Here is a 21,929-nt window from a genome sequence, read left to right on the forward strand (position 1 = left end):
CAAGTGCAAGGTTTTTACCTGATTCTTGCGTTTTTTGATACTCTTATCATATCACAAATCAGCCTCAACAGCTTGCACTGTAAGGATTTTTCAATTATTCAGCAGACATTAGTATACAACAGTCCATCAGAAAGAAAAAGCAGGTATTTTTCTGATATTATCAGGAGATATCTTGTGATCAGGAGGAGCAATCTTCTAGTATGAAGAAAAGCGTGTTTTTTACCTGAGAAAGGGGCAGATGATCCTTGAATACCGGCATGAAATACTTCCTGGTGCTGGCCGAGGAAGGCAGCATCAGCGCCGCTGCCCAGCGGCTGTTCGTCACCCAGCAGGCCTTCTGCGAACAGATGAAGCGGCTGGAAGCCGCCTGCGGCGCGGTGCAGGGCCGTTACACTTGCCCTCTGCGGCGCCGGAGCCAATGCAATCAGCAGCCTCCAGCGGTCATGTTCCCTTTCGCAAACCTCATCGCACTGTTTTTATGGAATCGTTTCTATTTGGTCAAAGCAAACTTTGCACACCTGTCCAGCAGTTTCTCTTGCGCAAAAATCGCTGTGCGCCCGTCCCTGTCGGAGCCTGGGTGCAGGATCTCCGGATAGACCTGCCCTGAAAATCACAGAGGGGCGGCAGCAGCCGCCCCTCTGTCGGGTTCATTTGGGAATCGTATCTTAGCAGATGATGGTGCCGGCGTTGCCCTTCAGGGCCTCCACGGACTTGTCGGGGGTGGTGATGATGCACCGGCGGCCGGGACGGGCCTCCACGAAACGGATGGCGGCCTCCACCTTGGGCAGCATGGAACCCGCGGCGAACTGGCCCTGACGGACGTACTCCTTGGCCTCTTCCACAGTGATCTTGTCCAGGGCCTTCTGGTCCGGCTTGCGGAAGTTGACGTAGCACTTCTCCACGGCGGTCAGCATCATGAAGATGTCGGCGTCCAGGTCCTGGGCCAGCCGCTCGGAGGCCAGGTCCTTGTCGATGACTGCGGCGATGCCGTCCAGGTCGCCGTCCTTGTCGCGGAACACGGGGATGCCGCCGCCGCCCACGGCGATGACGGTGTGACCGGCGTCCATCAGGTCACGGATGGCCTTCAGTTCCACGATCTCCTTGGGCAGCGGAGAGGCCACCACGCGGCGCCAGCCGCGGCCGGCGTCCTCTTTCATGATATAACCCTTTTCCTCCTCCAGCTTCTTGGCCTCTTCCTCGGTGTAGAACGGGCCGATGGGCTTGGTGGGGTTCTTGAACTTCGGATCCTCGGGGTCCACTACCACCTGGGTCACCATGGCCACGGGAGAGACCGTGCCGCCCTTGAGGCGCATGGCCCGCTGCAGGCCCTGCACCATGTGATAGCCCAGCATGCCCTGACTCATGGCGCCGCACACGTCGAAGGGCATGGCGGGAGTGATGTTGGCGCTGGACTCATTCTGCATCACGATGCCGCCGATCTGCGGACCGTTGCCGTGGGTCATGACGACCTTGTAGCCCTGCTGGATGATGTCAGCCACCTCATCCGAGGTGTTGTCGATGATGCGCAGCTGGGTCCGTGCGTCGGCCAGCTTGCCGTCGATGGTGAGCGCATTGCCGCCCAGAGCGATGACGATGGTCTCCATAATCGAAGTCCTCCTTCATAAAATTTGATCACAGTTGATCGTGAAAGGTTGGCCCCCCGGCGGGAGGAAAGGAAGCACCCGCCGGGGGAAGGTGAAGATACGGTATCAGATGTTGCCGATGGTGGCCACCATGACCGCCTTGATGGTGTGCATGCGGTTCTCGGCCTCATCGAAGACCTTGGACTGCGGGGAGAGGAACACCTCGTCGGTGACCTCGCGGATGTCGTAGCCCAGTTCCTGCTGAGACTTCGCCATGGTGGTGTCGAAGTCGTGGAAGGAGGGCAGGCAGTGCATGAAGATGCACTCGGGATTCTCGGTGGCGGCCATGACATCCTTGGTCACCTTGTAGGGGGTCAGCAGCTTGACGCGCTCGGGGATCTTGTCCTCCTCGCCCATGGAGGCCCAGATGTCGGTGTACAGGGCGTCGGCACCCTTCAGCAGGGAGATGTCCTCACCGTACTCGATGACGGCGCCGGTCTCCTCGCCCACCTTTCTGCAGTAGTCCAGCACTTCCTGCGCGGGAGCCAGCTCCTTGGGGCCCCAGCCCACATAGTGGATGCCCAGCTTGCAGCAGATGTACATCAGGCAGTAGGCCACGTTGTTGCGGGTGTCGCCGCAGAAGACCAGCTTGCACTTGCTCAGGGGCTTGCTGGTGTTCTCGCTCAGGGTCAGGATGTCGGCCAGAGCCTGGGTGGGATGGTCCACGTCGGTCAGACCGTTCCACACGGGAACACCGGCGTGCTGGGCCAGGCCCTCCACCACCTTCTGGTCATAGCCGCGGTACTCGATGCCGTCATAGAAGCGGCCCAGGACCTTGGCGGTGTCGGCCATGGTCTCCTTCTTGCCCATCTGAGAGGACTTGGAGTCCAGGAAGGTGACATGGGCACCCTCGTCATAGGCGGCTACCTCGAAGGCGCAGCGGGTACGGGTGGAGGTCTTCTCAAACAGCAGGACGATGTTCTTGCCGCCCAGCAGGTTGGTGTGGATACCGGCGCGCTTCTTGGACTTGAGGTCAGCGGCGAGGTTCAGCAGATAGCGGATCTCATCGGGAGTGAAATCCTTCAGCGTGAGAAAAGAGCGGCCTTTCAGATTGACGGGCATGGTAAATTCCTCCTGTTTTGTATTTCAAAGATTTTTCAGCGTTTTTCCCGTGGGGAAAGCCTGGCGATTGATCATTCAGACAAAGCCCTGTCCTGTTTGGGGATCAGGGAAAGCGTGCTCCGGATCCGGATGACTGCGGCATCCTAATATAAAAAGTAAGGGCAGTCCGGGCCGGCCCGCGCTCCACGGGCTTCTATCATTGAGAATATCGTTTTATCCGGCTGTCTTCAAGTTTGAATTCTTATTTGAAATTATAAATATAATCAGTTTTTATTTGCTATTTTTATAAATCAAAACCCTGATTTTCCGGCCTCATCAAAATTTATTTGTGATATGCGGCATTTTCTGTTATAGTAAGCAACAAAAGGGGGTATGGGAATGAGCTATACCGTTTCAGATTTCTATCACACCTACTATGATTCTCTGAAGATCGTGGCGGGCAGCGGCGGCATGTCCCGCATCATCCGGGACTGCGACATCCTGGACTACGAGCTGCTCCCCACCCTGAAGGACAAGTTCTTCCACACGAATTTTCACGAGGGCCAGCTGGTGCTGACCACCTTCCTCTACGCCAGGGACAATCCCTTCGCCATTCTGGACGCGGTGAAGCACCTCTACCTCAAGAAGACCGCGGGACTGGTGATCCGGAACGTGCTGAAGCTGCCCATCCCGGAGTCCGTGGTCCGCTATGCCGACGCCCGGGACTTCCCCATCTTTCTGGTGGGCTCGGTCAGCGCCTCGGACGACTCCATCAACGTCTCCTTCGAGAGCATGATCTGCACTATCTACCACCGGAACGAGCGGCTGAAGGACATCGAATATGTCAAGAACGTCCTGTCCGCCGTTCTGGAGCGGGAGCTGCCGCCGGGAGAGATCCGCCAGCACGCCCTGGAGCTGAATCCCTCCTTTAACAGCCAGTATTTCTGTCTCTACCGGACCTTCGACGAGCTGACCGCCTCCGCCCAGATCCAGGCGGACATCGACCGCTACCGGCAGGAGGGATTCGTCTCCTGTGAGGACTTCATCTGTGAGTTCCGGGGCGGCATCCTGCTGGTGAAGTCCCGGGAGTACATCTCCCATAAGGAAAAAACCACCCTCTCCGACGCCTTCTTCGGGAAGAAGGTCCAGGCCTGCGCCGCGGTACACGGCGGCGTCAGTGAGCTGCACAACACCCTGACGGAATTCCGTCAGGCGCTGACGGAAGCCATCTGCGCCGCGCGCTACAGCGCCGCCCACCACGGCGGCTACTGCGACTACAGCGGCCTGGGCCTGTACCGGCTGATCTTCACCTGCTGCCAGAACAGCGACATGCAGCGGTTCAGCCGATCCATCCTGCTGCCCATTGAGGAGTACGATCTGGAGAACAAGACCAATCTGCGGGAGACGCTGAAGGTCTACATTGAGACGGATTGCAGCGTTCCGGAGACAGCCCGCCGCCTGGCCCAGCATGAGCAGACCATCCGCTACCGGCTGGGGCGCATCTACGACATCACCGGCCTGGACCACCGCTCGGAGGCAGCCCGGGAACAGCTCTCCGTAGCGGCGAAGATCCACATGGCCAATGAGATGCTCCAGCAAGGAGCAAGTCCGTCCGTGCACGAAGATGCGGTCCTCTGACCGCGCGGCATCCATAGGGCAGAATCAGGCCCGGCCTGCTTGAGAAGGGAAAGCTCTCAAACAGGCCGGGCTTTGCTGAGGAAACACAGTTATTGGGTCTTCTTCGCCTCCAAATAGTCGTTGAGTTCAGAATTGAGGATATCGGTGATGAACATATGTCCGGGGGCGTGGGTGATGACGATGGGAGGCTTGGCGTTCTCCACGGCCGCCTGGGGCGTCACGCCGCAGGGCCAGAACACCGGGATCTCCCCCTCGTAGATGTCCACCGGATCGCCGTAGTCAGGCTTCATGATGTCCGCCACGCCCACTTCGGCGGGGTCGCCCATATGGACGGGCGCGCCGTGGACGTTGGGCATCTTCACTGTGATGTCGTAGGCCTTTTGGGCGTTCTCCGGCGTCATGGGCCGCATGGAGCAGACCATGGGGCCCTCAAAGGGACCGGCCTTCACCGTCTGGATGTTGGTCTTGAACATAGGCACGTTCCGCCCCTGGGCGATGTGCCGCACCTCAATGCCGGCGGCCATCAGCGCCTCCTCGAAGGAGAAGGAGCAGCCGATGAGGAAGCCCACATAGCCCTCCTTCCAGTAGTCGGAGGCGTCGGTCAGCTCCTTGGTGAACACACCGTTCTCATAGACCCGGTAGCGGGGGATGTCGGTGCAGATGTTGCCGCCCTCGCCCATGGCGTGGGTCTCCGGCGTGCCCTTGATGATCTCCAGAATGGGGCAGGGGAAGGGATTGCGTTTGGCGTACTCCTCGAAGTCGGCGGCGTAGTCCGGGGGCAGGATGACCAGATTGGCCTGGGCATAGCCCCGGCACATGCCGGCGGTGGGAAAGTCGATGACGCCCTGGCGGATCAGCTGCCGGACTTCAGCGGGCTTGCGGTCTATATAGGGGGTGATGTCAAAGGCCATGATGATTCCTCCTGTTTTGATAGTGTCGCCGTCACATGCCCACGGAGGACCGCAGGGCCCGCAGGGCCGCCCGCTGGGTCAGCAGGGCGTCCTGGGCGTGCTGGATGGTCACCCGCTGGAACCGGAGCTTGTCTCCGGCCTTCAGCTGGGCCAGCAGGCGGAAGTCCGCGGAGATGACGGTGGCGATCTTCGTATAGCCGCCGGTGGTCTGCCGGTCGCAGAGCATGATGATGGGCTTTCCGGCGGCGGGGACCTGGATGGCGCCGAAGGAGATGCCGTCGGAGATGATGTCGCCGGACTCCACGTGCTGGATCACCGGGCCGTCCAGGCGGCAGCCCATCCGGTCGAACTCCGGCGTGACAGTGTAGGTCTGGCCCAGGAAGGTGTCCAGTCCCTCCTTGGTGAAAGCGTCGTCCTGGGGCCCCAGCACCACCCGGAGGATGTACTCGCTCCGGGGCACGAACTCCGGCGCGATGGATCGGAGGCCCAGATTCTTCAGATTCGCCCTGGGGGCGCGGAAGCCGATGACGTCGCCCTTGTTCAGCTTGCGGCCCTCCAGGCCGCCGATCTTGGCCCGCAGGTTGGTGGAGCGGCTCCCCATCACCACGGGGATGTCCAGGCCGCCGGTGAAGGCAACGTACGCCCGGCAGCCGGTCTTGGGGGCTGTAAAGCGCAGCACCTGTCCGGCCTTGACCTGGATGGCCTGATAGCCCCGGACGGGCTGGCCGTCCAGGGTGGGCCCCAGGTCGCCGCCGGTGATGGCGATGCAGTTGTCCTGATCGAACCGCAGATGGGGCCCCAGCATGGTGCATTCCAGCACCGCCTCATCCTCCGGATTGTCCGCCAGGATGTTGGCGATGGAGGCGGCCCGGGGGTCCATGACGCCGGAGACGGACACGCCGAACTGCTGATAGCCCACACGGCCCATGTCCTGGACCGTGGTCAGCAGGCCGGGATTCAATACGGTGATGCTCATTTGCCGCCCTCCTTTCTGGGATGGCGCCCGCAGACGTAGGTGCCTGCGGCCTCCTCCGCCGCGATGCGGTCATACTCCGCCTGGTCGATGGCGTAGAACCGGATGTACTGGCCCGCCTGAGGCAGAATGGGCGTCTCCCGGTCCGGGTCGTACATCCGCACGGGGGTCCGTCCGATGAGCTGCCAGCCGCCGGGGGAATCGATGGGATAGACGCCGGTCTGGGCACCGGCGATGCCCACGGAACCGGCAGGAATCTTCACCCGGGGCGTTTTCAGACGGGGCGTGGCAATCTCCTCGCTCATGCCGCCCAGATAGGTGAAGCCCGGCGTGAAGCCCAGCATGTAGATGAGGTATTCAGTGGAGGTGTGGATCTTCACTACCTCCTCCGGGGTCTTGCCGCTGTGCTGGGCCACGAACTCCAGGTCTGGGCCCATCTCCCCGCCGTACAGAACGGGGATCTCCAGCACGTCGCTGGGCGGGATCTCGATGCGGTCCAGATTGCCCAGCAGGCCCCGGAGCCGCTCCACCAGCGGCTCGTACAGAATGACGCCCGGGTCGTAGTGGATCATCAGAGAGCGGTAGGTGGGCACCGTCTCCACGATGCCGGGGATGCCGCTGTCCGCCAGGGCGATGCTGAACGCCCGGATCTTGGCGTTGATGGCCTCGCTGATCTCGTTGCCGAACTCCACTGTCAGCGAGGTATCGCCTGTAATGAGGAATCTGACGTCGGACATAGGAACTCCTTTCTGTACAGGCCGGAGGGGCCGTCCGGGGACAGGCCCTCCGGTCTGAATGGATGTAGCGGGATCAGGCGAACAGCTTCATGATGCCGGGAACGGACTTGATGCCCGCATAGGCCGCGATGGCGAACACGATGATGCCCAGCACCAGCATCCAGGTGGGGTGCTTGTAGTCCTCGCCCACGATCTTCTTGTTCCGACTGGCCAGCAGCATGACGCCCAGCGTGATGGGCAGGATCAGGCCGTTGACAGCGCCGGCAATGATCAGCAGCTTCGCCGCGCCGCCCAGAATGGCCATGGTCATCGTGGAGAAGGCGATGAAGGCAACCACGAACTGCCGCTCATACTTGGCGATAAAGGGATGCAGCGTCTTCAGGAAGGAGACGGAGGTGAAGGCCGCGCCCACCACGGAGGAGATACCGGCGGAGAACAGGCACAGGCCGAACATCCGGTAGCCCAGATTGCCGGCCGCCAGCCGGAAGGCCTCGGCGGCGGGGTTGCTGGCAGCGATGATGGCGTCGGCGTTGGCGGCGTTCCACTGGCTGCCCACCATGCAGGTGCCCAGAACCGCCAGGAACAGCAGGATCCGGACCGCGCCGGAGGTGCAGACGCCCTGAAGAACGCTCTTGCGGACATGGCCCACATTTTCGCTGCCGGAGATGCCGGCGTCCATCAGACGGTGGGCACCGGAGAACGCGATGTAGCCGCCGCAGGAGCCGCCCAGCAGGGTGGTGATGCAGACGAACATGGTGGGCAGTTCCCCGAAGGAGACCGCGCCCTTGGCCACCTCGCCCAGCGGCGGCTGGGAGATGACGGCCACCACCGTCACGGTGATCAGGATCACGGCGGCCAGCACCGTGGCCACCTTATCCATGATGGTCTTGGCGTTTTTGTTGATGAAGATAATGATGCCCAGGCAGCCGGCCACCACGGCGCCGACCTTTTCATTCAGGCCGAACATGGCGTTGAAGCCCAGGGCCACGCCGCCCACGTTGCCGATGTTGAAGGCAAGGCCGCCGATGGCTACCAGCACGGCGACAAAGATACCCAGGCCGGGCAGTAGCTTGTTGGCCACATCCTGCGCGCGCATTTTACTCACGAACACCACGGACCAGATATTCATCTGCGCGGTGATGTCCATCAGGATGACCAGCAGAATGACCATGATCAGCTTGGCGCCATACTGGGCGGTAAATTTGGAGGTCTGGGTCAGAAAGCCGGGGCCGATGGCGGACATCGCCATCAGGAATGCCGCGCCGAACAGAACGGAGCGGCTGGGCTTCGCCGCTGTTTGATTCAGACTGGTCTTGGGTTCCTTCTCACTCATGGATATACCTCCCTCAATATTTGATCTTACGTACTTTTCGTCACACGATCTCCGCGATGGGGGCGATGGTGATTCCCTCGCTCTCCAGCGTCGCCCGGATGTTCTTCACGAACTCCACCGCCGAGGGGTTGTCGCCGTGGACACAGATGGAGTGGGCGTCGATGGCGACCTCCTCACCGGTGATGGCCGTCACCTTGCCCTCTGTGACCATGCGGACGGTGCGGGCAATGGCCTCGTCCTTGTCGTGGATGACGGCGCCGGGCTGCTTCCGGGGCACCAGGGAGCCGTCTGCCTGATAGGCCCGGTCGGCGAAGACCTCGCTGGCCACCCGCAGGCCCAGCTGCTTTCCGGCCTCCAGCATCTTGCTGCCCGCCAGACCCATGAGAATGATGTCCTTGTCCACCTCAGCAATGGCCTCCGCGATGGCCATGGCCAGATCCATGTCCTTGGCGGCCATGTTGTACATGGAGCCGTGGGGCTTGCAGTGCTGCACCTTCACGCCGTTGGAGGCGGCGAAGGCCATCATAGCGCCCAGCTGGTACTTCACATAGGCCTTGACCTCTTTGGGGGAACAGGCCATGTTCCGGCGTCCGAAGCCGATGAGATCGGGATAGCCGGGATGGGCGCCCACCGCCACACCGGCGGCCCTGGCGGCGGCGATGGTCTTGTCCATGACCAGGGGATCACCGGCGTGGTAGCCGCAGGCGACGTTGGCCGATGAGATGTGGGCGATGACCGCTTCGTCCATACCGATGGTATAGGCGCCGAAGCTCTCGCCCAGGTCGCTGTTCAGATCCACTTTGTACATAAGATTCCCTCCTCAAAAAGTTTCTGCCTTATTAATAGCAATTCCTGTGCCAAACGGTTTTATCCCGCTTTTCTGTCGTTTGAGATCGAAAAGCGTCTGATCTTCAAACTTATTGAGCGTAAAAAAGCGCCCGGATGTGCATTTCCGCACATCCGGGCGTTCAAAATCGCACGTTTTACTCCGGCGTTCCGTCCCCGTCCAGCCGCCGCTTCAGGGTGAACCGGGTGCAGCCCAGCAGCTGGGCCGCCCGGGACAGATTGCCTCCGGCCAGTTCCATGGCCCGGTCGATGTAGGTCCGCTCGAAGGTCTCCACCTCTTTTTTCAGATCCACCGGGCCGCTGGCCAGGTCCCGCATGGGGAAGGCCGGACCGGAGGGCTGCGGAAGGGTGCCGCTCTGTGGGATCAGTCCGGCGTTCTCGCCGGTCAGCAGCTCTCCCCGGGCAAAGAGGACGCTGCGCTCCATGACGTTTCGCAGCTCCCGCACGTTCCCCTTCCAGTAGTGGTTCTGCAAGGTCTCCATGAAATCCGGGTGGATGCCCCGGAGGGACTTGTTGAATTTCCGGTTGAAGTGCTCCAGATAGTACTGGCACAGCACGGGGATATCCTCCCGCCGCTCCCGCAGGGGCGGGATGTGGATCTGCATCACGTTCAGCCGGTAGTACAGGTCCTCCCGGAAGGTGCCCTTGCGGACCTCCGCCTCCAGGTCCCGGTTGGTGGCGGCGGCCACCCGGACGTTGACCTCGATGTCCCGCAGGCCGCCTACCCGCTTGAAGCTGCGGTCCTCCAGGAAGGTCAGCAGCTTCGCCTGCATGAACAGGGGCAGCTCGCCGATCTCGTCCAGAAAGACGGTGCCGCCGTTGGCCAGCTCCATCAGGCCCTTCTTGGCCTTGGCCGCTCCGGTGAAGGCACCCTTCTCATAACCGAACAGCTCCGACTCCAGCAGATTGGACGGGATGGCGCCGCAGTTGATCTTCACCATGGGCTTGTCCCGGCGAGAGCTGCCGTTGTGGATGCTGTTGACCACCACTTCCTTGCCGGTGCCGGTCTCGCCGCAGATCAGCAGGTCCACATTGTCGTTTTCCGCCAGGATCCGGATGTTCTCCCGGATCTGGGCGATGGCCTGGCTGCACCCCAGCATCTTGTGGGGCCGCAGCCGCATCAGCTCCAGACTGCGCCGCCGGGTCAGCTGCTCCATCCCCCGGCTGATGATCAGGTCCACTTCCTCCAGGTCGAAGGGCTTCTGCACATAGTCGCTGACACCCAGCTTCATGGCCTCCACCGCCTGGGACACGGAGCCGTAGGCGGTCATGAGGATCACCATCATGTCCTCGTCGATGCGCTTGAAGTCGCCCACATGCTCCACGCCCAGCTCGCCGCCCAGCCGGTTGTCCAGCAGCACCGCGTCGGGAGAGAACTGCTCAGCCAGGGCCAGCCCCTCCTGGATGTCCGCGGCAGACCGGGGCTCATATCCCAGGTCGAAGAGGCCGCTCTCCAGCGACATCCGGATCAGCGGTTCGTCGTCCACGATCAGAACTTTATACTTCATGATGGATACCTCCTGTTCCGTGGAAGATCAGGATCGCCCGGGTCCCCTGACCGGGGCTGGTCTCAAACCGCAGCCGGCCGCCGTTCTGCTCCGCCAGCCGCTGCGCGATGGGCAGGCCAAGGCCGCCGTCCTCTCCCCGCAATGCCCGGAGCAGCTTCTGCTCGTCCATGCCGGGGCCGTTGTCCTCCACCATCACCGTGACGCCGTCCTCTCCGCAGCGGCCGCACAGCCGGACCCGGCCGCCGTTGGACAGGGCCTTGATGCTGTTGTTGATGAGATTGATGAGGATCTGCCGCAGCTCCTGCTCGTCCGCCAGGACCCACAGATCCTCATCAATCTCAATGGACAGAGTGACGCCCTTGTTCTCCGCCACCTTGGAGTAGAGCATCCCCATCTCCTCGCTGAGGGCGTTGAGGGCCACGGTGGTCTTCTCGCTCTCCCGCTTCCGGGACACGTTCAGCAGATTCTCCACCAGCAGATTGACCCGGTCCACCTCCCGCAGCATCTCGCTGCACAGCAGCTGGTCCCGCTGGTCGGCCAGCTTCCGGCCCACCACCTGGAGCCCTGCCCGGATGCCGGCCAGGGGATTGCGGGCCTCATGGGCGATGTCCGCCGCCAGCTGGCCGGTATAGGCCAGCTTTTCGTCTCTGCTGAGCTTCTCCTCCATGTGCCGCTGATAGGTCACGTCGTCGATGGTGTACAGATTGCCCCAGTCCCCGCCGTCTGGATGGCGCAGCGCCCAGGCACCCAGCTCGTAGCTGTGCCACTTGCCGTCGGCGCCCCGCAGACGGGCGGCGGTGGGAAGCACCGCGTCCTTCCGGGCCATCTCGTTGAGGATGGTCCGCAGGTCCCGGCCCTGTTCGTCCACCTCGTCTGTCTGGTCCAGCATGGCCTCCGCCCGGGCGTTGCGGAAGATGACCTCCCGCCTGCCGTTCCACACCACCACGCCGATAGGCAGGTTCTCCACGATGCTCTCGTTCAGGGTCTTGACCCAGGACAGCTCGTCCGTATAGTCCCGCAGGCGCTCCATCATGGCCTGGAAGGCCGCGGCCAGCTCCCCCACCTCGTCCCGGCGCCGGGTGTACTCCCGCACCAGATCCTCCGAGTGCTCCGGCACCCGGCTGATCCGGGTGCACAGCCGGCTCAGTTCCGAGATGGGGCTGGAGATGTGATAGGCGATGAGCACGCTGAACTGCACGATGATCAGCAGCATGGCCAGCGCCCCCAGAATGACGTAATGCTGCTCGTCAATGAAGGCGTTGTTCAGGGCCTGCCGGTTCATGGAGCAGACGATCCGCCAGCCCAGGCGATTGTCGCTGCTGTCCTGGAGGACCAGTTCGTCCCCCGAGACCTGACGGCGGCTGAACAACAGCGTCCCGTCCCGGTCATAGATGAACAGATCCTCTCCCCGGTAGGTCTCCTCGTATTTTTTCACCAGGGCCGCCGGGTCCTTCCAGTAGCCGCCGGCGTCGATGTCGGCGTTGATATAGGCCACCAGCGCCTGGGCGTTGACCCCCTCGCTCTCCAGCTTGATCTTGTACTCCATCTGATAGAAGACCGCGAACAGTCCGGCGATGGCCACCAGCGTGATGCTGACGAAGGGGATCAGGATCTTGTTCTCAATGCTGAACAGATTGCGCTTCTTCATGGCGTTGGCCCTCCCCGGCGCCGGTCGACGGCGGAGACCAGGAACATGGCCGCTGTGGACAGCAACACGCCGAACATGGCCGGATGGGCCGACATCCCGCCCCGGTAGTAGATGGGATAGAACACCGTGATGGACAGCACGCCCGCCGTCAGACAGGCCCAGACGCCCCGCCGGGTGATCTTTTTACTGACCAGCGTGCCGTACAGCGGCGGGAACAGCAGGATGCCCACCACGCCCCAGATGTCGCCGCCGTAGGACAGCGTGAACAGCGGCGGGTCCAGCGTCAGGATCATGGACAGGGTGCCGCACAGCAGAATGGCCATCTGTCCCAGAAACACCACCCTCTTCTCCGGCAGGGGCTTGGGGCTGATGGAATTCACCACGTCATAGGAGAAGGAGGAGGCGATGAGCAGCAGCTGGGAATTGGCGGTGGAGATGCAGGCGCCGATGACAGAGAACAGGAAGAAGCCGCTCCAGGGGGAGTACAGCTCGTTGTTGATGAGCCGGACGAAGATCTCATCGGTGGTCTCTTCGGTGGCGAGGACGGGCACCAGCACCCGCATCCCCAGGCCGATGAGCACCAGCATGAGGATGATCCCCACCAGCAGAACCAGGGAGCACAGCACCGTGTTCCGGGCGGTGCGGTCGTCCTTGGCGCCCAGCAGACGCACCACGTACTGGGGATTTGCGGCCAGTCCCAGGCCCCAGCCGAAGAACATGGACAGGCTCACCAGCGGGGTGTACCGGTCGGAGAACAGCGTGAACAGGCCGCCGGGCTGGGTGGGCTGGCTCATGCCGCTGTGGGCATAGCCGGAGATCTGTCCCGCCTGGGTCAGCAGGGCGCTAAGGCCCCCGGCTCTGGACAGAATGGTGCCGCAGATCACCGCCAGTCCCAGCACCAGCAGGATCAGATTGAACACGTCCGTCCGCACCACGGAGCGGTAGCCGCCTAGAGTGGTGTAGAGGATGAACAGGTAGACCATGCCCACCGCCAGGGGATAGGGGATGTCGAAGACCGCCGAGGCCACGGTGCCGAAGCCCTTATACTGGGAGACCAGGTACAGGATGTACACCAGCATGAAGATGACGCCGTAGACGCACTGAAGCGCCCGGGAGCCGTAGTGGACCCGGAAGAACTCCGGCACGGTGATGACGTCGGTCTGGTGGAGCCGCCGGGCCACCAGCGCCAGCAGAAAGGCGCCGAAAAACCAGGGCGCCACGGAGTAGATCAGCACGGAGATGCCGTCCTCGTACACGCTGCTGGTGAGGCTGAGGACGGTGATGGCCGACACCCAGGTGCCGGTGAAGGTGCAGATGCACAGGGGCAGGCTCACCGACCGGCCGCAGATGAAATAGTCCCGCATGGAGCGCCCCGCGCGGAGACTGTTTTTGCCGATGATCATCAGTACCAGGGAGTAAATACAGAAATAGAGGAGGTAAAGAGCGGTCTTACTCATCATTTTCAGTCCTCACTTTGGCTGTTCCGTTGAAACCCCATGTTTCGGCCTCTTTCTTCTGATTATAGGAAAAAGCGGCCCCGAAGTCAATCGCCGGAAACCGGCGGTTCGGCGGAGGACGGGCAGCAAAAAGCCCGGTCCAGTCTGTACTGGACCGGGCTTTTGTCAGGATCCGGGCATTCCCGGCGGGCGTCTCCATCCTCAAAGGCCGGTCTGATACAGTGGGATCACGTTGATGACCGGCTCCTCATAGGGGTGCACCGCCTTTACCGCCGCCACGGTCTCCTCCACCTTCCGGGTCAGACAGGTGGCCTCCACCTTGTACTCCGGCTCCACGCTGATCTTCCCTTCAGCGCCCAGGTAGGGCGAGGTCCCCGCCAGCGGCCGCCAGCAGCTGGTCACCCGGCTGTAGGACAGGCAGCAGTCGTAATTTCCGATGTGTCCGGCATCCGCCCGCCGCAGCGCCTCCCGCAGCGGTTCCAGATGGGATTCCGGAATATAGATCTCCAGCTTGCAGTACGGAAACTCCGGCATGGCCATTCTCCGTTCTCACTGCTCCAGGGCGTCCAGGCGGTCCAGGATGTCGTCGGCCAGGTCCTCCAGCGTCTCATGCCGCTCGCCCCAGGCCTCATAGGCCTCGCTCTCCATGTCCCCCGGCTCCTGCTCGTCCAGCTGCGCGATCTGCTCCCGGATCTCCCGCAGCCAGGCCAGCAGCTGGTCCCGGCTCATGCCGTCCAGGTCCGGCATCTCCTCCTCATGGGAAAAGTTGATGATCTCCGCCATAAAATCCTCCTCACTTTCCGCATTGTCTGCTCACGCGCATCCATGTATGATTTATGATTGTACCACACTTCCGCCCGTTTGCAATCCATTCCGGCGGATTTCTTTCCAGGCTGTTGCAGTCCTCTCATTTTATTCATTCCATTTTTTAATGCTTTCGCCATGGAAATTGCCAAAATTACATGGTCGGTTTTAGCCATTCCTACGAATTCCGCTTCAGCTATTGCAAAGGGATTTGGGCGTATAGTATAATTTTTATGTGTCATTGTTAAAAAAATGACATGAAAACTGCTAGAGCTTGGAGAGGAGGCCCCTTATGCTGGACGCATCGTACTATGAAAAAGCGGATGAGATCATCGCGCGCTACACGGCCGAAGAACGCTCCCTGATCCCCATCATCCAGGATGTCCAGGAGACCTATCACTATCTGCCCCCGGAGCTTCTGGGGTATATTGCCCAGAAGATCGGCATCACGGAGACCAAGGCTTTCAGCGTCGCCAGCTTCTATGAGAACTTTTCCTTTGAGACCAAGGGAAAATACGTCATCCGCGTCTGCGACGGCACCGCCTGCCATGTCCGCAAGGCCATTCCCGTACTGGAGTGCCTGCGGAAGGAGCTGGGCCTCAGCGAGACCAAGCACACCACGGACGATCTGCTGTTCACCGTGGAGACGGTCTCCTGTCTGGGCGCCTGCGGTCTGGCGCCGGCCATCATGGTCAACGAGCATGTCCACTCCAAAATGACGCCGGAAAAGGCGAAGGAGCTCCTGCGGGAGCTGCGCGCCCAGGCAGAGCAGGAGGCATAAGTCCGGTTCCCCGTTCCCCTGCGGAAATAGAACAATTGGCGCAGAGCCAAGAGGGATGGTAGCGTATGAGAATGGAAAATCACACGGACCTGAAGCAGGTCCGTCTGGAAGCACAGAGAAAGCTGAAGGAGACCACCTGCCGCGTTCTGGTCTGCGGCGGCACCGGCTGTCTGGCCGGCGGCTCCGACAAGATCTACCGCCGTCTGCTGGAGCTGGCGGCGGATCAGCCCCGGGTCTCCGTGGAATTCGGCCCGGAGATCGCCCACACCAGCATCCACAAGAGCGGCTGTCACGGCTTCTGTGAGATGGGTCCGCTGGTGCGTATTGAACCTTACAACTACTTATATCTGAAGGTCCAGCTGTCGGACTGCGAGGAGATCTTTGAAAGAACCATCCTCCGGGGCCAGCCGGTGGAACGGCTGATGTACCGGCAGGAGGGCAAGCTGTACCCCTCTCAGGAGGATATCCCCTTCTACGCCCGGCAGACCCGTCTGGTGCTGAAAAACTGCGGCCACATCGACGCGGAGCACATAGAGGCGGCGCTGGCGGTAGGTGCCTACGAGGGCTTTGAAAAGGCCCTGTTTGAGATGACGCCGGCCGCCGTGGTACAGACGGTGTACGACTCCGGCCTCCGGGGCCGTGGCGGCGCCGGTTTCCTGACGGGCAAAAAGTGGAAGCAGGTGGCCTCCCATAAGGAGACTGTCCGCTACGTGGTCTGCAACGGCGACGAGGGCGACCCCGGTGCCTTCATGGACCGCAGCGTCATGGAGGGCGACCCCCACCGGATGATCGAGGGCATGATGATCGCGGCCTACGCCGTGGGGGCCCAGGAGGGTTACATCTACGTCCGTGCGGAGTATCCCCTGGCGGTGGAGCGGCTGAAGCTGGCCATCTCCCAGGCGGAGGAGATGGGCCTGCTGGGCGACCACATTCTGGGCACGGACTTCAGCTTCCATCTGCACATCAACCGGGGCGCCGGCGCCTTCGTCTGCGGCGAGGGCAGTGCCCTCACCGCCTCCATTGAGGGCAAGCGGGGCATGCCCCGGGTCAAGCCGCCCCGGACGGTGGAGCAGGGCCTCTGGGCCAAACCCACAGTGCTGAACAACGTGGAGACCTTCGCCAATGTGCCCATGATCGTCCTCCACGGGGCGGACTGGTACCGCCGCATCGGCACACCGGAGAGCCCCGGCACCAAGGCCTTCGCCCTGACGGGCAACGTCTGCCACACGGGCCTCATCGAGGTGCCCATGGGCATCACCCTGCAGGAGATCATCTTCGACATCGGCGGCGGCATCCCCAACGGCAAGAAATTCAAGGCCGTCCAGATCGGCGGACCCTCCGGCGGCTGCCTGTCGGAAAAGCAGCTGGACAGCAAAATGGACTTCGACTCCCTGGCCCGGATCGGCGCCATGATCGGCTCCGGCGGCCTGGTGGTCATGGACGAGGACTCCTGCATGGTGGAGGTGGCCCGGTTCTTCATGAGCTTTACCCAGCGGGAGAGCTGCGGCAAATGCGTTCCCTGCCGGGAGGGCACCAAGCGGATGCTGGAGATCCTGGAGCGCATCGTGGACGGCCGGGGCGAGCCGGAGGATCTGGAGCTGCTGCGGGAGCTGGCGGATATGATCCAGAGCACCGCCCTGTGCGGCCTGGGCAAGAGTGCGCCCAAGCCGGTCATCAGCACTCTGAACGCCTTCGAGGACGAGTACATCCGTCACATCCGGGACAAGCGCTGCCCCGCCGGCGTCTGCTCCAAGCTGCGGGTCTACAAAATCGACCCGGCGCTGTGCAAGGGCTGCTCCCGGTGCGCCCGGGGCTGTCCCGCCGGAGCCATCCAGGGCGTCCTGAAGTCGCCCTACAGCATCGATCTGAACAAGTGCATCCGGTGCGGCAACTGCGTGGAACAGTGCGCCTTCGGCGCCATCTCTGTGGAAAAGTGAGGAGGGACAGGATATGGGATACATGACCATTGACGGGCGGAAGGTGGAATTCACCAACGAGCCCAACGTGCTGACTGTCATCCGGAACGCGGACATCGACATCCCCACCCTGTGCTATCACTCCGAGCTGTCGGTGTACGGCGCGTGCCGCCTGTGCACCGTGGAGGACGCCCGGGGCAAGACCTTCGCCTCCTGCTCCGAGCCTCCCAGGGACGGCATGGTGATCTACACCAACACCCCCCGTCTCATGCGCTACCGGAAGATGATCCTGGAGCTGCTGCTGGCGGCCCACGACCGGGACTGCACCACCTGCCGCAAGAGCAGCGAGTGCCATCTGGAGGAGCTGGCCCACCGCATGGGCGTCACCAGGATCCGCTTCGAGAACAAAAAGGCGGAATACCCCATCGACCTGACCTCCCCGTCCATCGTGCGGGACCCCAACAAGTGCATTCTCTGCGGCGACTGCGTCCGTATGTGCGACAACGTCCAGGCCGTCAACGCCATCGACTTCGCCTACCGGGGCACCAACACCCTGGTGACCCCCGCCTTCAACAAGACCATCGCCCAGACGGACTGCGTCAACTGCGGCCAGTGCCGGGTGGTGTGCCCCACCGGCGCCATCAGCATCAAGACCAACATCGAGGACGTGTGGAGCGCCCTGGCGGACCCGGACACCATCGTGGTGGCCCAGATGGCGCCGGCGGTGCGGATCGCTCTGGGCGACAAGTTCGGTCTGCCCAAGGGTGAGAACGTCATGGGCAAGCTGGTGAACGTCCTCCACCGGCTGGGCTTCGACGAGGTCTACGATACCACCTACGGCGCGGACCTCACCATCATGGAGGAGTCTGAGGAGCTGATGGAGCGTCTGTCCGCGGGCCATCAGGACATGCCGCTGTTCACCTCCTGCTGCCCCGCCTGGGTCCGGTTCTGCGAGAACCGCTATCCGGAGTTCGCGCCCCATCTGTCCACCTGCCGTTCTCCCCAGCAGATGTTCGGCGCCGTCATCCGGGAGTATTACCGGGATCCGGAGATCAACCAGGGCAAGCGGCTGATTTCCGTCTCCATCATGCCCTGCACCGCCAAGAAGGATGAGATCCTCCGTCCGGAGTCCATGACCAACGGCAAGCGGGACATCGACTACGTGCTGACCACCACGGAGCTGGCTGCCATGATCCAGAAGGCCGGCATCCGCTTTGAGAATCTGGAGGCCGAGTCCGCCGACATGCCTTTCGGCATTGGCTCCGGCTCCGGCGTCATCTTCGGCGTCACCGGCGGCGTGACGGAGGCCGTTCTGCGGCGCATCCTGAAGGGCCACAACCGGGTGGACATGGACAAGATCCGCACCAGCGGCGTCCGGGGCGACACGGGCCTGAAGGAGATCACCTTCGAGTACATGGGCAAGGAGCTGAAGGCAGCCATCGTCAGCGGCCTGGGCAATGCGGACAAGCTGCTCCAGCGCATCAAGCGCGGCGAGGTCCACTACGACTTCGTGGAGGTCATGGCCTGCCGCCGGGGCTGCATCATGGGCGGCGGACAGCCGGTGGGCGCCGGTCCCCGGACGAAGAAGGCCCGGGCCAGAGGTCTCTACGACACGGACATCACCTGCCAGATCAAGAAGGCCAATGAGAACCCCACGGTGCTGTCTCTCTACGACACGCTGCTGAAGGGCAAGGAGCATCAGCTCCTCCACCGCAATATGGAGCACTCGTGATCATTCGCCGCCGTCACAGCGGCAAGCCCCGCCCGGGGCCGGTGGCCCCGGCGGGGCTGTTTTTCCGTTCTGCTCCGGCGCGGCCGGAATTTTTCCTTCTCTTGCCCGTTTCCGTGCAATTTCTCCACCCGCGGCGCATATACTGATGGAAATGCCAAAGCGAAGGAGGACACAGAGATGAACAGAACGAGCTGTGGGGATTTGGATGATTTGATTTTTCAGGATGAGTGGACGATCAGTGAACGGTGATCAGAAGCCATATACCCAGCCCGCCCCCGGTCACGGGGCCGTATGAGCGCCGCCGGATGTACCGGCGGCGCTCATTGCGCTGTGTCTCTGTTCAGCCGCTACGGCCCTCCTATTATGGAAAGCCGGACCGCATCCGCGGTCCGGCTTCTGATCGTTTATTCCTGGTTCCGCAGCAGGAACGCCTCCGCCGGCAGGGCGTCGGCCAGACCCAGCAGCGTGCGGTTGAAGCCCCCCGCGTAGTCGAAGGGCTGATCCTCCACCAGGGAGACCCCCATCTGTCGGTCCGGGATGGACAGCGTGATCCGTGTGCCCTTGCCCTCCCGGGACTCGGCCATCATGGAACCGCTGTGCCGGTGGGCGATGAGCTGGCATAGCAGCAGGCCCAGGCCCAGCCCGTGAGGCGGCATGGTCACCAGATCCTTCTGGAGATAGCGGTCGAACAGATGGGACCTCAGCTCCTCCGGGATGCCGCAGCCGGTGTCCGCCACGGTAAGCAGGACCCGTTTGGCGGAGAACTTCAGCTCCACCGTCACCTTTCCGCCCTTGGGCGTAAACTTGAAGGCGTTGGACAGCAGCTGAAAGACGAGCTGCTCCAGCGGATCTGTGCTGACGGCGCAGACGTAGGATGGCTTCTCACACTGGAAGGAAAAGTCCAGATCCAGCAGCTTGGCCAGTGACCTGCACTGGTCGCAGATGTTTTCCACAAGTCCCACGATATCCCTGTCCTGCAGAGGGAAGGGCTCCTCGCTGCTCATATAGGCTGCCACGGACAGATTGTTCACCAACCGCAGGAGCCGGTAATAGCTCTGATCCAGAATAGCGGCCCGGGTGTCCAGCGACGGGTCTTCTTCCCGTGCGGAGGCCGGAGCCAGCGCCGCTGCCGCGAAATGCAGGTTCCCCAGGGCGTAGCGCAAATGGGTAGATATCTCCGGCAGCAGATGCGACAGCAATTGGGTTCTCAATTGGATCAGATCATCGTTTTCCATGGAGAGGACTCCTTTCAGGTTCTGGAAAGACGGGTTTGCTCTGATATAGCATTCACAGGAAGTTCTCCACAAAACCGTGGAAAACTCTCCCTGCATGTCCGCTGCAGGTGGATGTATTCGTATGATAGCAAATCATTTCTGGAAAAACAAGGGATTTTGTCGAATCATGTCAAATTTTGTCGAATTCTTTGCGGCGCTCTGCCGGCGTCTTTCTGGGGCCTCCAAAAAAGTAAAGGTTTGCCTGTCAAAAACGCACAACGCCGCACAGAAAACTTGTTTCATTTTTTACGTAAAAATTGAGGCATTTTTTACGCAACAATGTTATAATTCTGTTATGGGGAGCGGCATTGACTGCCGCGGCAATGGAAAAACAAAACGGAATGATGGAGGCGCTTGCAATGGCGATCAAAGTGGGAATCAATGGTTTCGGCCGTATCGGCCGAGTGGCACTGCGGGTAATGGTGGAGCGCGGCTGCGGCACGTATCAGATCTGCGGCATCAATCTGCGGAATGCGGATCTGGACTATATGGTCTATCAGGTGAAGTATGACTCGGTGTTCAAGACCTTCCAGGGGACTGTGGAGCGGGATGACCGGCATCTCATCATCAACGGCAAGAAGATCCGGATCTACAGTGAGGAGGACGCCTCCAATATTCCCTGGGATGACTGCGGCGCGGAGTACATCATCGAGTCCACCGGCGCCTACTGCACCACGGAGAAGGCCAGCGCCCACTTCAACCACGGCGCCAGAAAGGTGGTCATCTCCGCTCCCGCCAAGGACGGGATCACGCCCACCTTTGTCATGGGCGTCAACCATCTGAAATACACGCCGGAGATGAACGTGGTCTCCAACGCCTCCTGCACCACCAACTGTCTGGCCCCCATGACCAAGGTCATCAACGACACCTTCGGCATTGAGCAGGCCCTCATGTCCACCATCCATGCCGCCACCGCCAAGCAGAAGGCCGTGGACGCACGTGCCGGCCGGGACTGGCGGACAGGCCGCAGTGTTCTGGGCAACATCATCCCCTCCACCACCGGCGCCGCCAAGGCCGTAGGCATGGTCATCCCGGAGCTGAAAGGCAAGATGACCGGCATGAGCTTCCGGGTGCCCACCAACGATGTGTCCGTGGTGGACCTCACCGCCCGGCTGAAGCACCATGCCACCTATCACGATGTCTGCGTGGCCATTGAGAACGCCGCCCACAACAGCATGAAGGGCATCATCTCCTACACCACGGACCAGGTGGTTTCCTCGGACCTGACGGGCTTCAGCGAGACCTGCATCTTCGACGAGACCGCCGGCATCATGCTGGACGACAACTTCGTGAAGCTCATCGCATGGTACGACAACGAGTGGGGCTACACCAACAAGATCCTGGACCTCATCGCCCACATGTACGCGGTGGATCACCAGAATTGAAGGCGAAAAGACTCGCTTTTTGCAACTTTTCTAGCAGATTCCGCCCTTACCCAAGTTGTTCTATTGGCATAAACTGTCCCAAGTGGAATAACGATGTTTTTCGTTGTTCCAACAAGTGAATCCCCCATTCACAATGAAAACACTCCCTTTTCGGTATCACATAGCCGAAAAAGGAGTGTTTTTTATGTTGTTAGACGCCACCATCATCAATGCTCCCAGCTCTACCAAGAATGCGGAGAAAGCCCGAGATCCGGAAATGCACCAGACAAAAAAGGGCAATGAATGGAAATTCGGAATGAAAT

Annotated in this window: 19 protein-coding genes and 1 pseudogene; 7 read left to right on the forward strand and 13 right to left on the reverse strand. The window is 61.4% G+C overall.

Annotation, left to right across the window (positions count from 1 at the left end; translation table 11 throughout):
• The first annotated feature begins 257 nt into the window (after nt 1-257).
• On the forward strand, nt 258-596 hold the full coding sequence (locus ACTNBU_RS09740; protein WP_441033406.1) for a helix-turn-helix domain-containing protein: 339 nt from the start codon (nt 258-260) through the stop codon (nt 594-596).
• Between the two features lie 69 nt (nt 597-665).
• On the opposite strand, the gene arcC is transcribed toward ACTNBU_RS09740, so the two are convergent.
• Together arcC and argF are read right to left on the reverse strand one after the other, a co-directional pair.
• Nucleotides 666-1,604, reverse strand: coding sequence for a carbamate kinase (gene arcC, locus ACTNBU_RS09745; protein WP_441033408.1), 939 nt, complete (start codon nt 1,602-1,604; stop codon nt 666-668).
• Between the two features lie 105 nt (nt 1,605-1,709).
• Nucleotides 1,710-2,705 (reverse strand): ornithine carbamoyltransferase, encoded by a 996-nt coding sequence (gene argF / locus ACTNBU_RS09750; RefSeq protein ID WP_441033410.1) that lies wholly within the window; start codon nt 2,703-2,705, stop codon nt 1,710-1,712.
• 378 nt (nt 2,706-3,083) lie between these two features.
• Between argF and ACTNBU_RS09755 the strand changes: the two genes are divergently transcribed.
• Nucleotides 3,084-4,322: a PucR family transcriptional regulator gene (locus ACTNBU_RS09755; protein WP_441033412.1), complete on the forward strand. Its 1,239-nt coding sequence runs from the start codon at nt 3,084-3,086 to the stop codon at nt 4,320-4,322.
• Nucleotides 4,323-4,411: 89 nt separating this feature from the next.
• On the opposite strand, the gene ACTNBU_RS09760 is transcribed toward ACTNBU_RS09755, so the two are convergent.
• The 10 genes from ACTNBU_RS09760 to ACTNBU_RS09805 form a co-directional block, all read right to left on the reverse strand.
• A complete protein-coding gene (locus ACTNBU_RS09760) occupies nt 4,412-5,233 on the reverse strand; it encodes a putative hydro-lyase (RefSeq protein WP_441033415.1) in 822 nt (273 codons plus the stop codon).
• A gap of 31 nt (nt 5,234-5,264) precedes the next feature.
• A complete protein-coding gene (locus ACTNBU_RS09765; RefSeq protein ID WP_441033417.1) occupies nt 5,265-6,209 on the reverse strand; it encodes a biotin-dependent carboxyltransferase family protein in 945 nt (314 codons plus the stop codon).
• A complete protein-coding gene (pxpB, locus tag ACTNBU_RS09770; RefSeq protein WP_441033419.1) occupies nt 6,206-6,943 on the reverse strand; it encodes a 5-oxoprolinase subunit PxpB in 738 nt (245 codons plus the stop codon). The genes ACTNBU_RS09765 and pxpB overlap by 4 nt, the downstream gene beginning before the upstream one ends.
• Nucleotides 6,944-7,016: 73 nt before the next feature.
• On the reverse strand, nt 7,017-8,276 hold the full coding sequence (locus tag ACTNBU_RS09775) for an NRAMP family divalent metal transporter (RefSeq protein WP_441033422.1): 1,260 nt from the start codon (nt 8,274-8,276) through the stop codon (nt 7,017-7,019).
• Between the two features lie 40 nt (nt 8,277-8,316).
• On the reverse strand, nt 8,317-9,084 hold the full coding sequence (locus ACTNBU_RS09780) for a LamB/YcsF family protein (RefSeq protein ID WP_441033425.1): 768 nt from the start codon (nt 9,082-9,084) through the stop codon (nt 8,317-8,319).
• A gap of 175 nt (nt 9,085-9,259) precedes the next feature.
• Nucleotides 9,260-10,630 (reverse strand): sigma-54-dependent transcriptional regulator, encoded by a 1,371-nt coding sequence (locus ACTNBU_RS09785; protein WP_441033426.1) that lies wholly within the window; start codon nt 10,628-10,630, stop codon nt 9,260-9,262.
• Entirely contained in the window at nt 10,620-12,278 is a 1,659-nt protein-coding gene (locus ACTNBU_RS09790; RefSeq protein ID WP_441033428.1) for an ATP-binding protein, read from the reverse strand. The genes ACTNBU_RS09785 and ACTNBU_RS09790 overlap by 11 nt, the downstream gene beginning before the upstream one ends.
• Complete coding sequence (locus ACTNBU_RS09795; RefSeq protein WP_441033431.1) at nt 12,275-13,738, reverse strand: sodium:solute symporter family protein; 1,464 nt, start codon at nt 13,736-13,738, stop codon at nt 12,275-12,277. Before ACTNBU_RS09795 ends, ACTNBU_RS09790 begins: the two co-directional genes overlap by 4 nt.
• A 198-nt stretch (nt 13,739-13,936) precedes the next feature.
• On the reverse strand, nt 13,937-14,269 hold the full coding sequence (cutA, locus tag ACTNBU_RS09800; protein ID WP_441033433.1) for a divalent cation tolerance protein CutA: 333 nt from the start codon (nt 14,267-14,269) through the stop codon (nt 13,937-13,939).
• 15 nt (nt 14,270-14,284) lie between these two features.
• Nucleotides 14,285-14,518: a hypothetical protein gene (locus ACTNBU_RS09805; protein ID WP_441033435.1), complete on the reverse strand. Its 234-nt coding sequence runs from the start codon at nt 14,516-14,518 to the stop codon at nt 14,285-14,287.
• A 313-nt stretch (nt 14,519-14,831) separates the two neighbouring features.
• On the opposite strand from ACTNBU_RS09805, the gene ACTNBU_RS09810 reads away from it, so the two are divergent.
• From ACTNBU_RS09810 to ACTNBU_RS09820, 3 genes are all read left to right on the forward strand, one after another.
• Nucleotides 14,832-15,320: a complex I 24 kDa subunit family protein gene (locus ACTNBU_RS09810; RefSeq protein ID WP_441033438.1), complete on the forward strand. Its 489-nt coding sequence runs from the start codon at nt 14,832-14,834 to the stop codon at nt 15,318-15,320.
• Nucleotides 15,321-15,385: 65 nt separating this feature from the next.
• Nucleotides 15,386-17,257: an NADH-ubiquinone oxidoreductase-F iron-sulfur binding region domain-containing protein gene (locus tag ACTNBU_RS09815; protein WP_441033440.1), complete on the forward strand. Its 1,872-nt coding sequence runs from the start codon at nt 15,386-15,388 to the stop codon at nt 17,255-17,257.
• A 13-nt stretch (nt 17,258-17,270) separates the two neighbouring features.
• Nucleotides 17,271-18,968, forward strand: coding sequence for a [FeFe] hydrogenase, group A (locus tag ACTNBU_RS09820; protein ID WP_441033443.1), 1,698 nt, complete (start codon nt 17,271-17,273; stop codon nt 18,966-18,968).
• A gap of 404 nt (nt 18,969-19,372) precedes the next feature.
• On the opposite strand, the gene ACTNBU_RS09825 is transcribed toward ACTNBU_RS09820, so the two are convergent.
• Complete coding sequence (locus ACTNBU_RS09825; protein ID WP_441033446.1) at nt 19,373-20,203, reverse strand: sensor histidine kinase; 831 nt, start codon at nt 20,201-20,203, stop codon at nt 19,373-19,375.
• Nucleotides 20,204-20,601: 398 nt separating this feature from the next.
• Here ACTNBU_RS09825 and gap point away from each other — a divergent pair, with 398 nt between their 5' ends.
• Both gap and ACTNBU_RS09835 read left to right on the forward strand, forming a co-directional pair.
• A complete protein-coding gene (gene gap, locus ACTNBU_RS09830) occupies nt 20,602-21,627 on the forward strand; it encodes a type I glyceraldehyde-3-phosphate dehydrogenase (RefSeq protein WP_441033449.1) in 1,026 nt (341 codons plus the stop codon).
• A 190-nt stretch (nt 21,628-21,817) separates the two neighbouring features.
• A pseudogene (locus tag ACTNBU_RS09835) lies at nt 21,818-21,929 on the forward strand (IS5 family transposase); the annotation flags it as partial.

Origin of the sequence: Dysosmobacter sp. HCP28S3_G4, from assembly GCF_052065175.1 — a bacterium.
Classification (GTDB): domain Bacteria; phylum Bacillota; class Clostridia; order Oscillospirales; family Oscillospiraceae; genus Oscillibacter.

Coding starts and splice junctions, on each gene's coding strand:
- ACTNBU_RS09775 (WP_441033422.1), bottom strand. CDS start 8,276: ATGAGTGAGAAGGAACCCAAGACCAGTCTGAATCAAACAGCGGCGAAG.
- ACTNBU_RS09780 (WP_441033425.1), bottom strand. CDS start 9,084: ATGTACAAAGTGGATCTGAACAGCGACCTGGGCGAGAGCTTCGGCGCC.
- cutA (WP_441033433.1), bottom strand. CDS start 14,269: ATGCCGGAGTTTCCGTACTGCAAGCTGGAGATCTATATTCCGGAATCC.
- gap (WP_441033449.1), top strand. CDS start 20,602: ATGGCGATCAAAGTGGGAATCAATGGTTTCGGCCGTATCGGCCGAGTG.
- pxpB (WP_441033419.1), bottom strand. CDS start 6,943: ATGTCCGACGTCAGATTCCTCATTACAGGCGATACCTCGCTGACAGTG.
- ACTNBU_RS09760 (WP_441033415.1), bottom strand. CDS start 5,233: ATGGCCTTTGACATCACCCCCTATATAGACCGCAAGCCCGCTGAAGTC.
- ACTNBU_RS09755 (WP_441033412.1), top strand. CDS start 3,084: ATGAGCTATACCGTTTCAGATTTCTATCACACCTACTATGATTCTCTG.
- argF (WP_441033410.1), bottom strand. CDS start 2,705: ATGCCCGTCAATCTGAAAGGCCGCTCTTTTCTCACGCTGAAGGATTTC.
- ACTNBU_RS09815 (WP_441033440.1), top strand. CDS start 15,386: ATGAGAATGGAAAATCACACGGACCTGAAGCAGGTCCGTCTGGAAGCA.
- ACTNBU_RS09825 (WP_441033446.1), bottom strand. CDS start 20,203: ATGGAAAACGATGATCTGATCCAATTGAGAACCCAATTGCTGTCGCAT.
- ACTNBU_RS09805 (WP_441033435.1), bottom strand. CDS start 14,518: ATGGCGGAGATCATCAACTTTTCCCATGAGGAGGAGATGCCGGACCTG.
- ACTNBU_RS09765 (WP_441033417.1), bottom strand. CDS start 6,209: ATGAGCATCACCGTATTGAATCCCGGCCTGCTGACCACGGTCCAGGAC.
- arcC (WP_441033408.1), bottom strand. CDS start 1,604: ATGGAGACCATCGTCATCGCTCTGGGCGGCAATGCGCTCACCATCGAC.
- ACTNBU_RS09820 (WP_441033443.1), top strand. CDS start 17,271: ATGGGATACATGACCATTGACGGGCGGAAGGTGGAATTCACCAACGAG.
- ACTNBU_RS09740 (WP_441033406.1), top strand. CDS start 258: ATGAAATACTTCCTGGTGCTGGCCGAGGAAGGCAGCATCAGCGCCGCT.
- ACTNBU_RS09795 (WP_441033431.1), bottom strand. CDS start 13,738: ATGATGAGTAAGACCGCTCTTTACCTCCTCTATTTCTGTATTTACTCC.
- ACTNBU_RS09790 (WP_441033428.1), bottom strand. CDS start 12,278: ATGAAGAAGCGCAATCTGTTCAGCATTGAGAACAAGATCCTGATCCCC.
- ACTNBU_RS09785 (WP_441033426.1), bottom strand. CDS start 10,630: ATGAAGTATAAAGTTCTGATCGTGGACGACGAACCGCTGATCCGGATG.
- ACTNBU_RS09810 (WP_441033438.1), top strand. CDS start 14,832: ATGCTGGACGCATCGTACTATGAAAAAGCGGATGAGATCATCGCGCGC.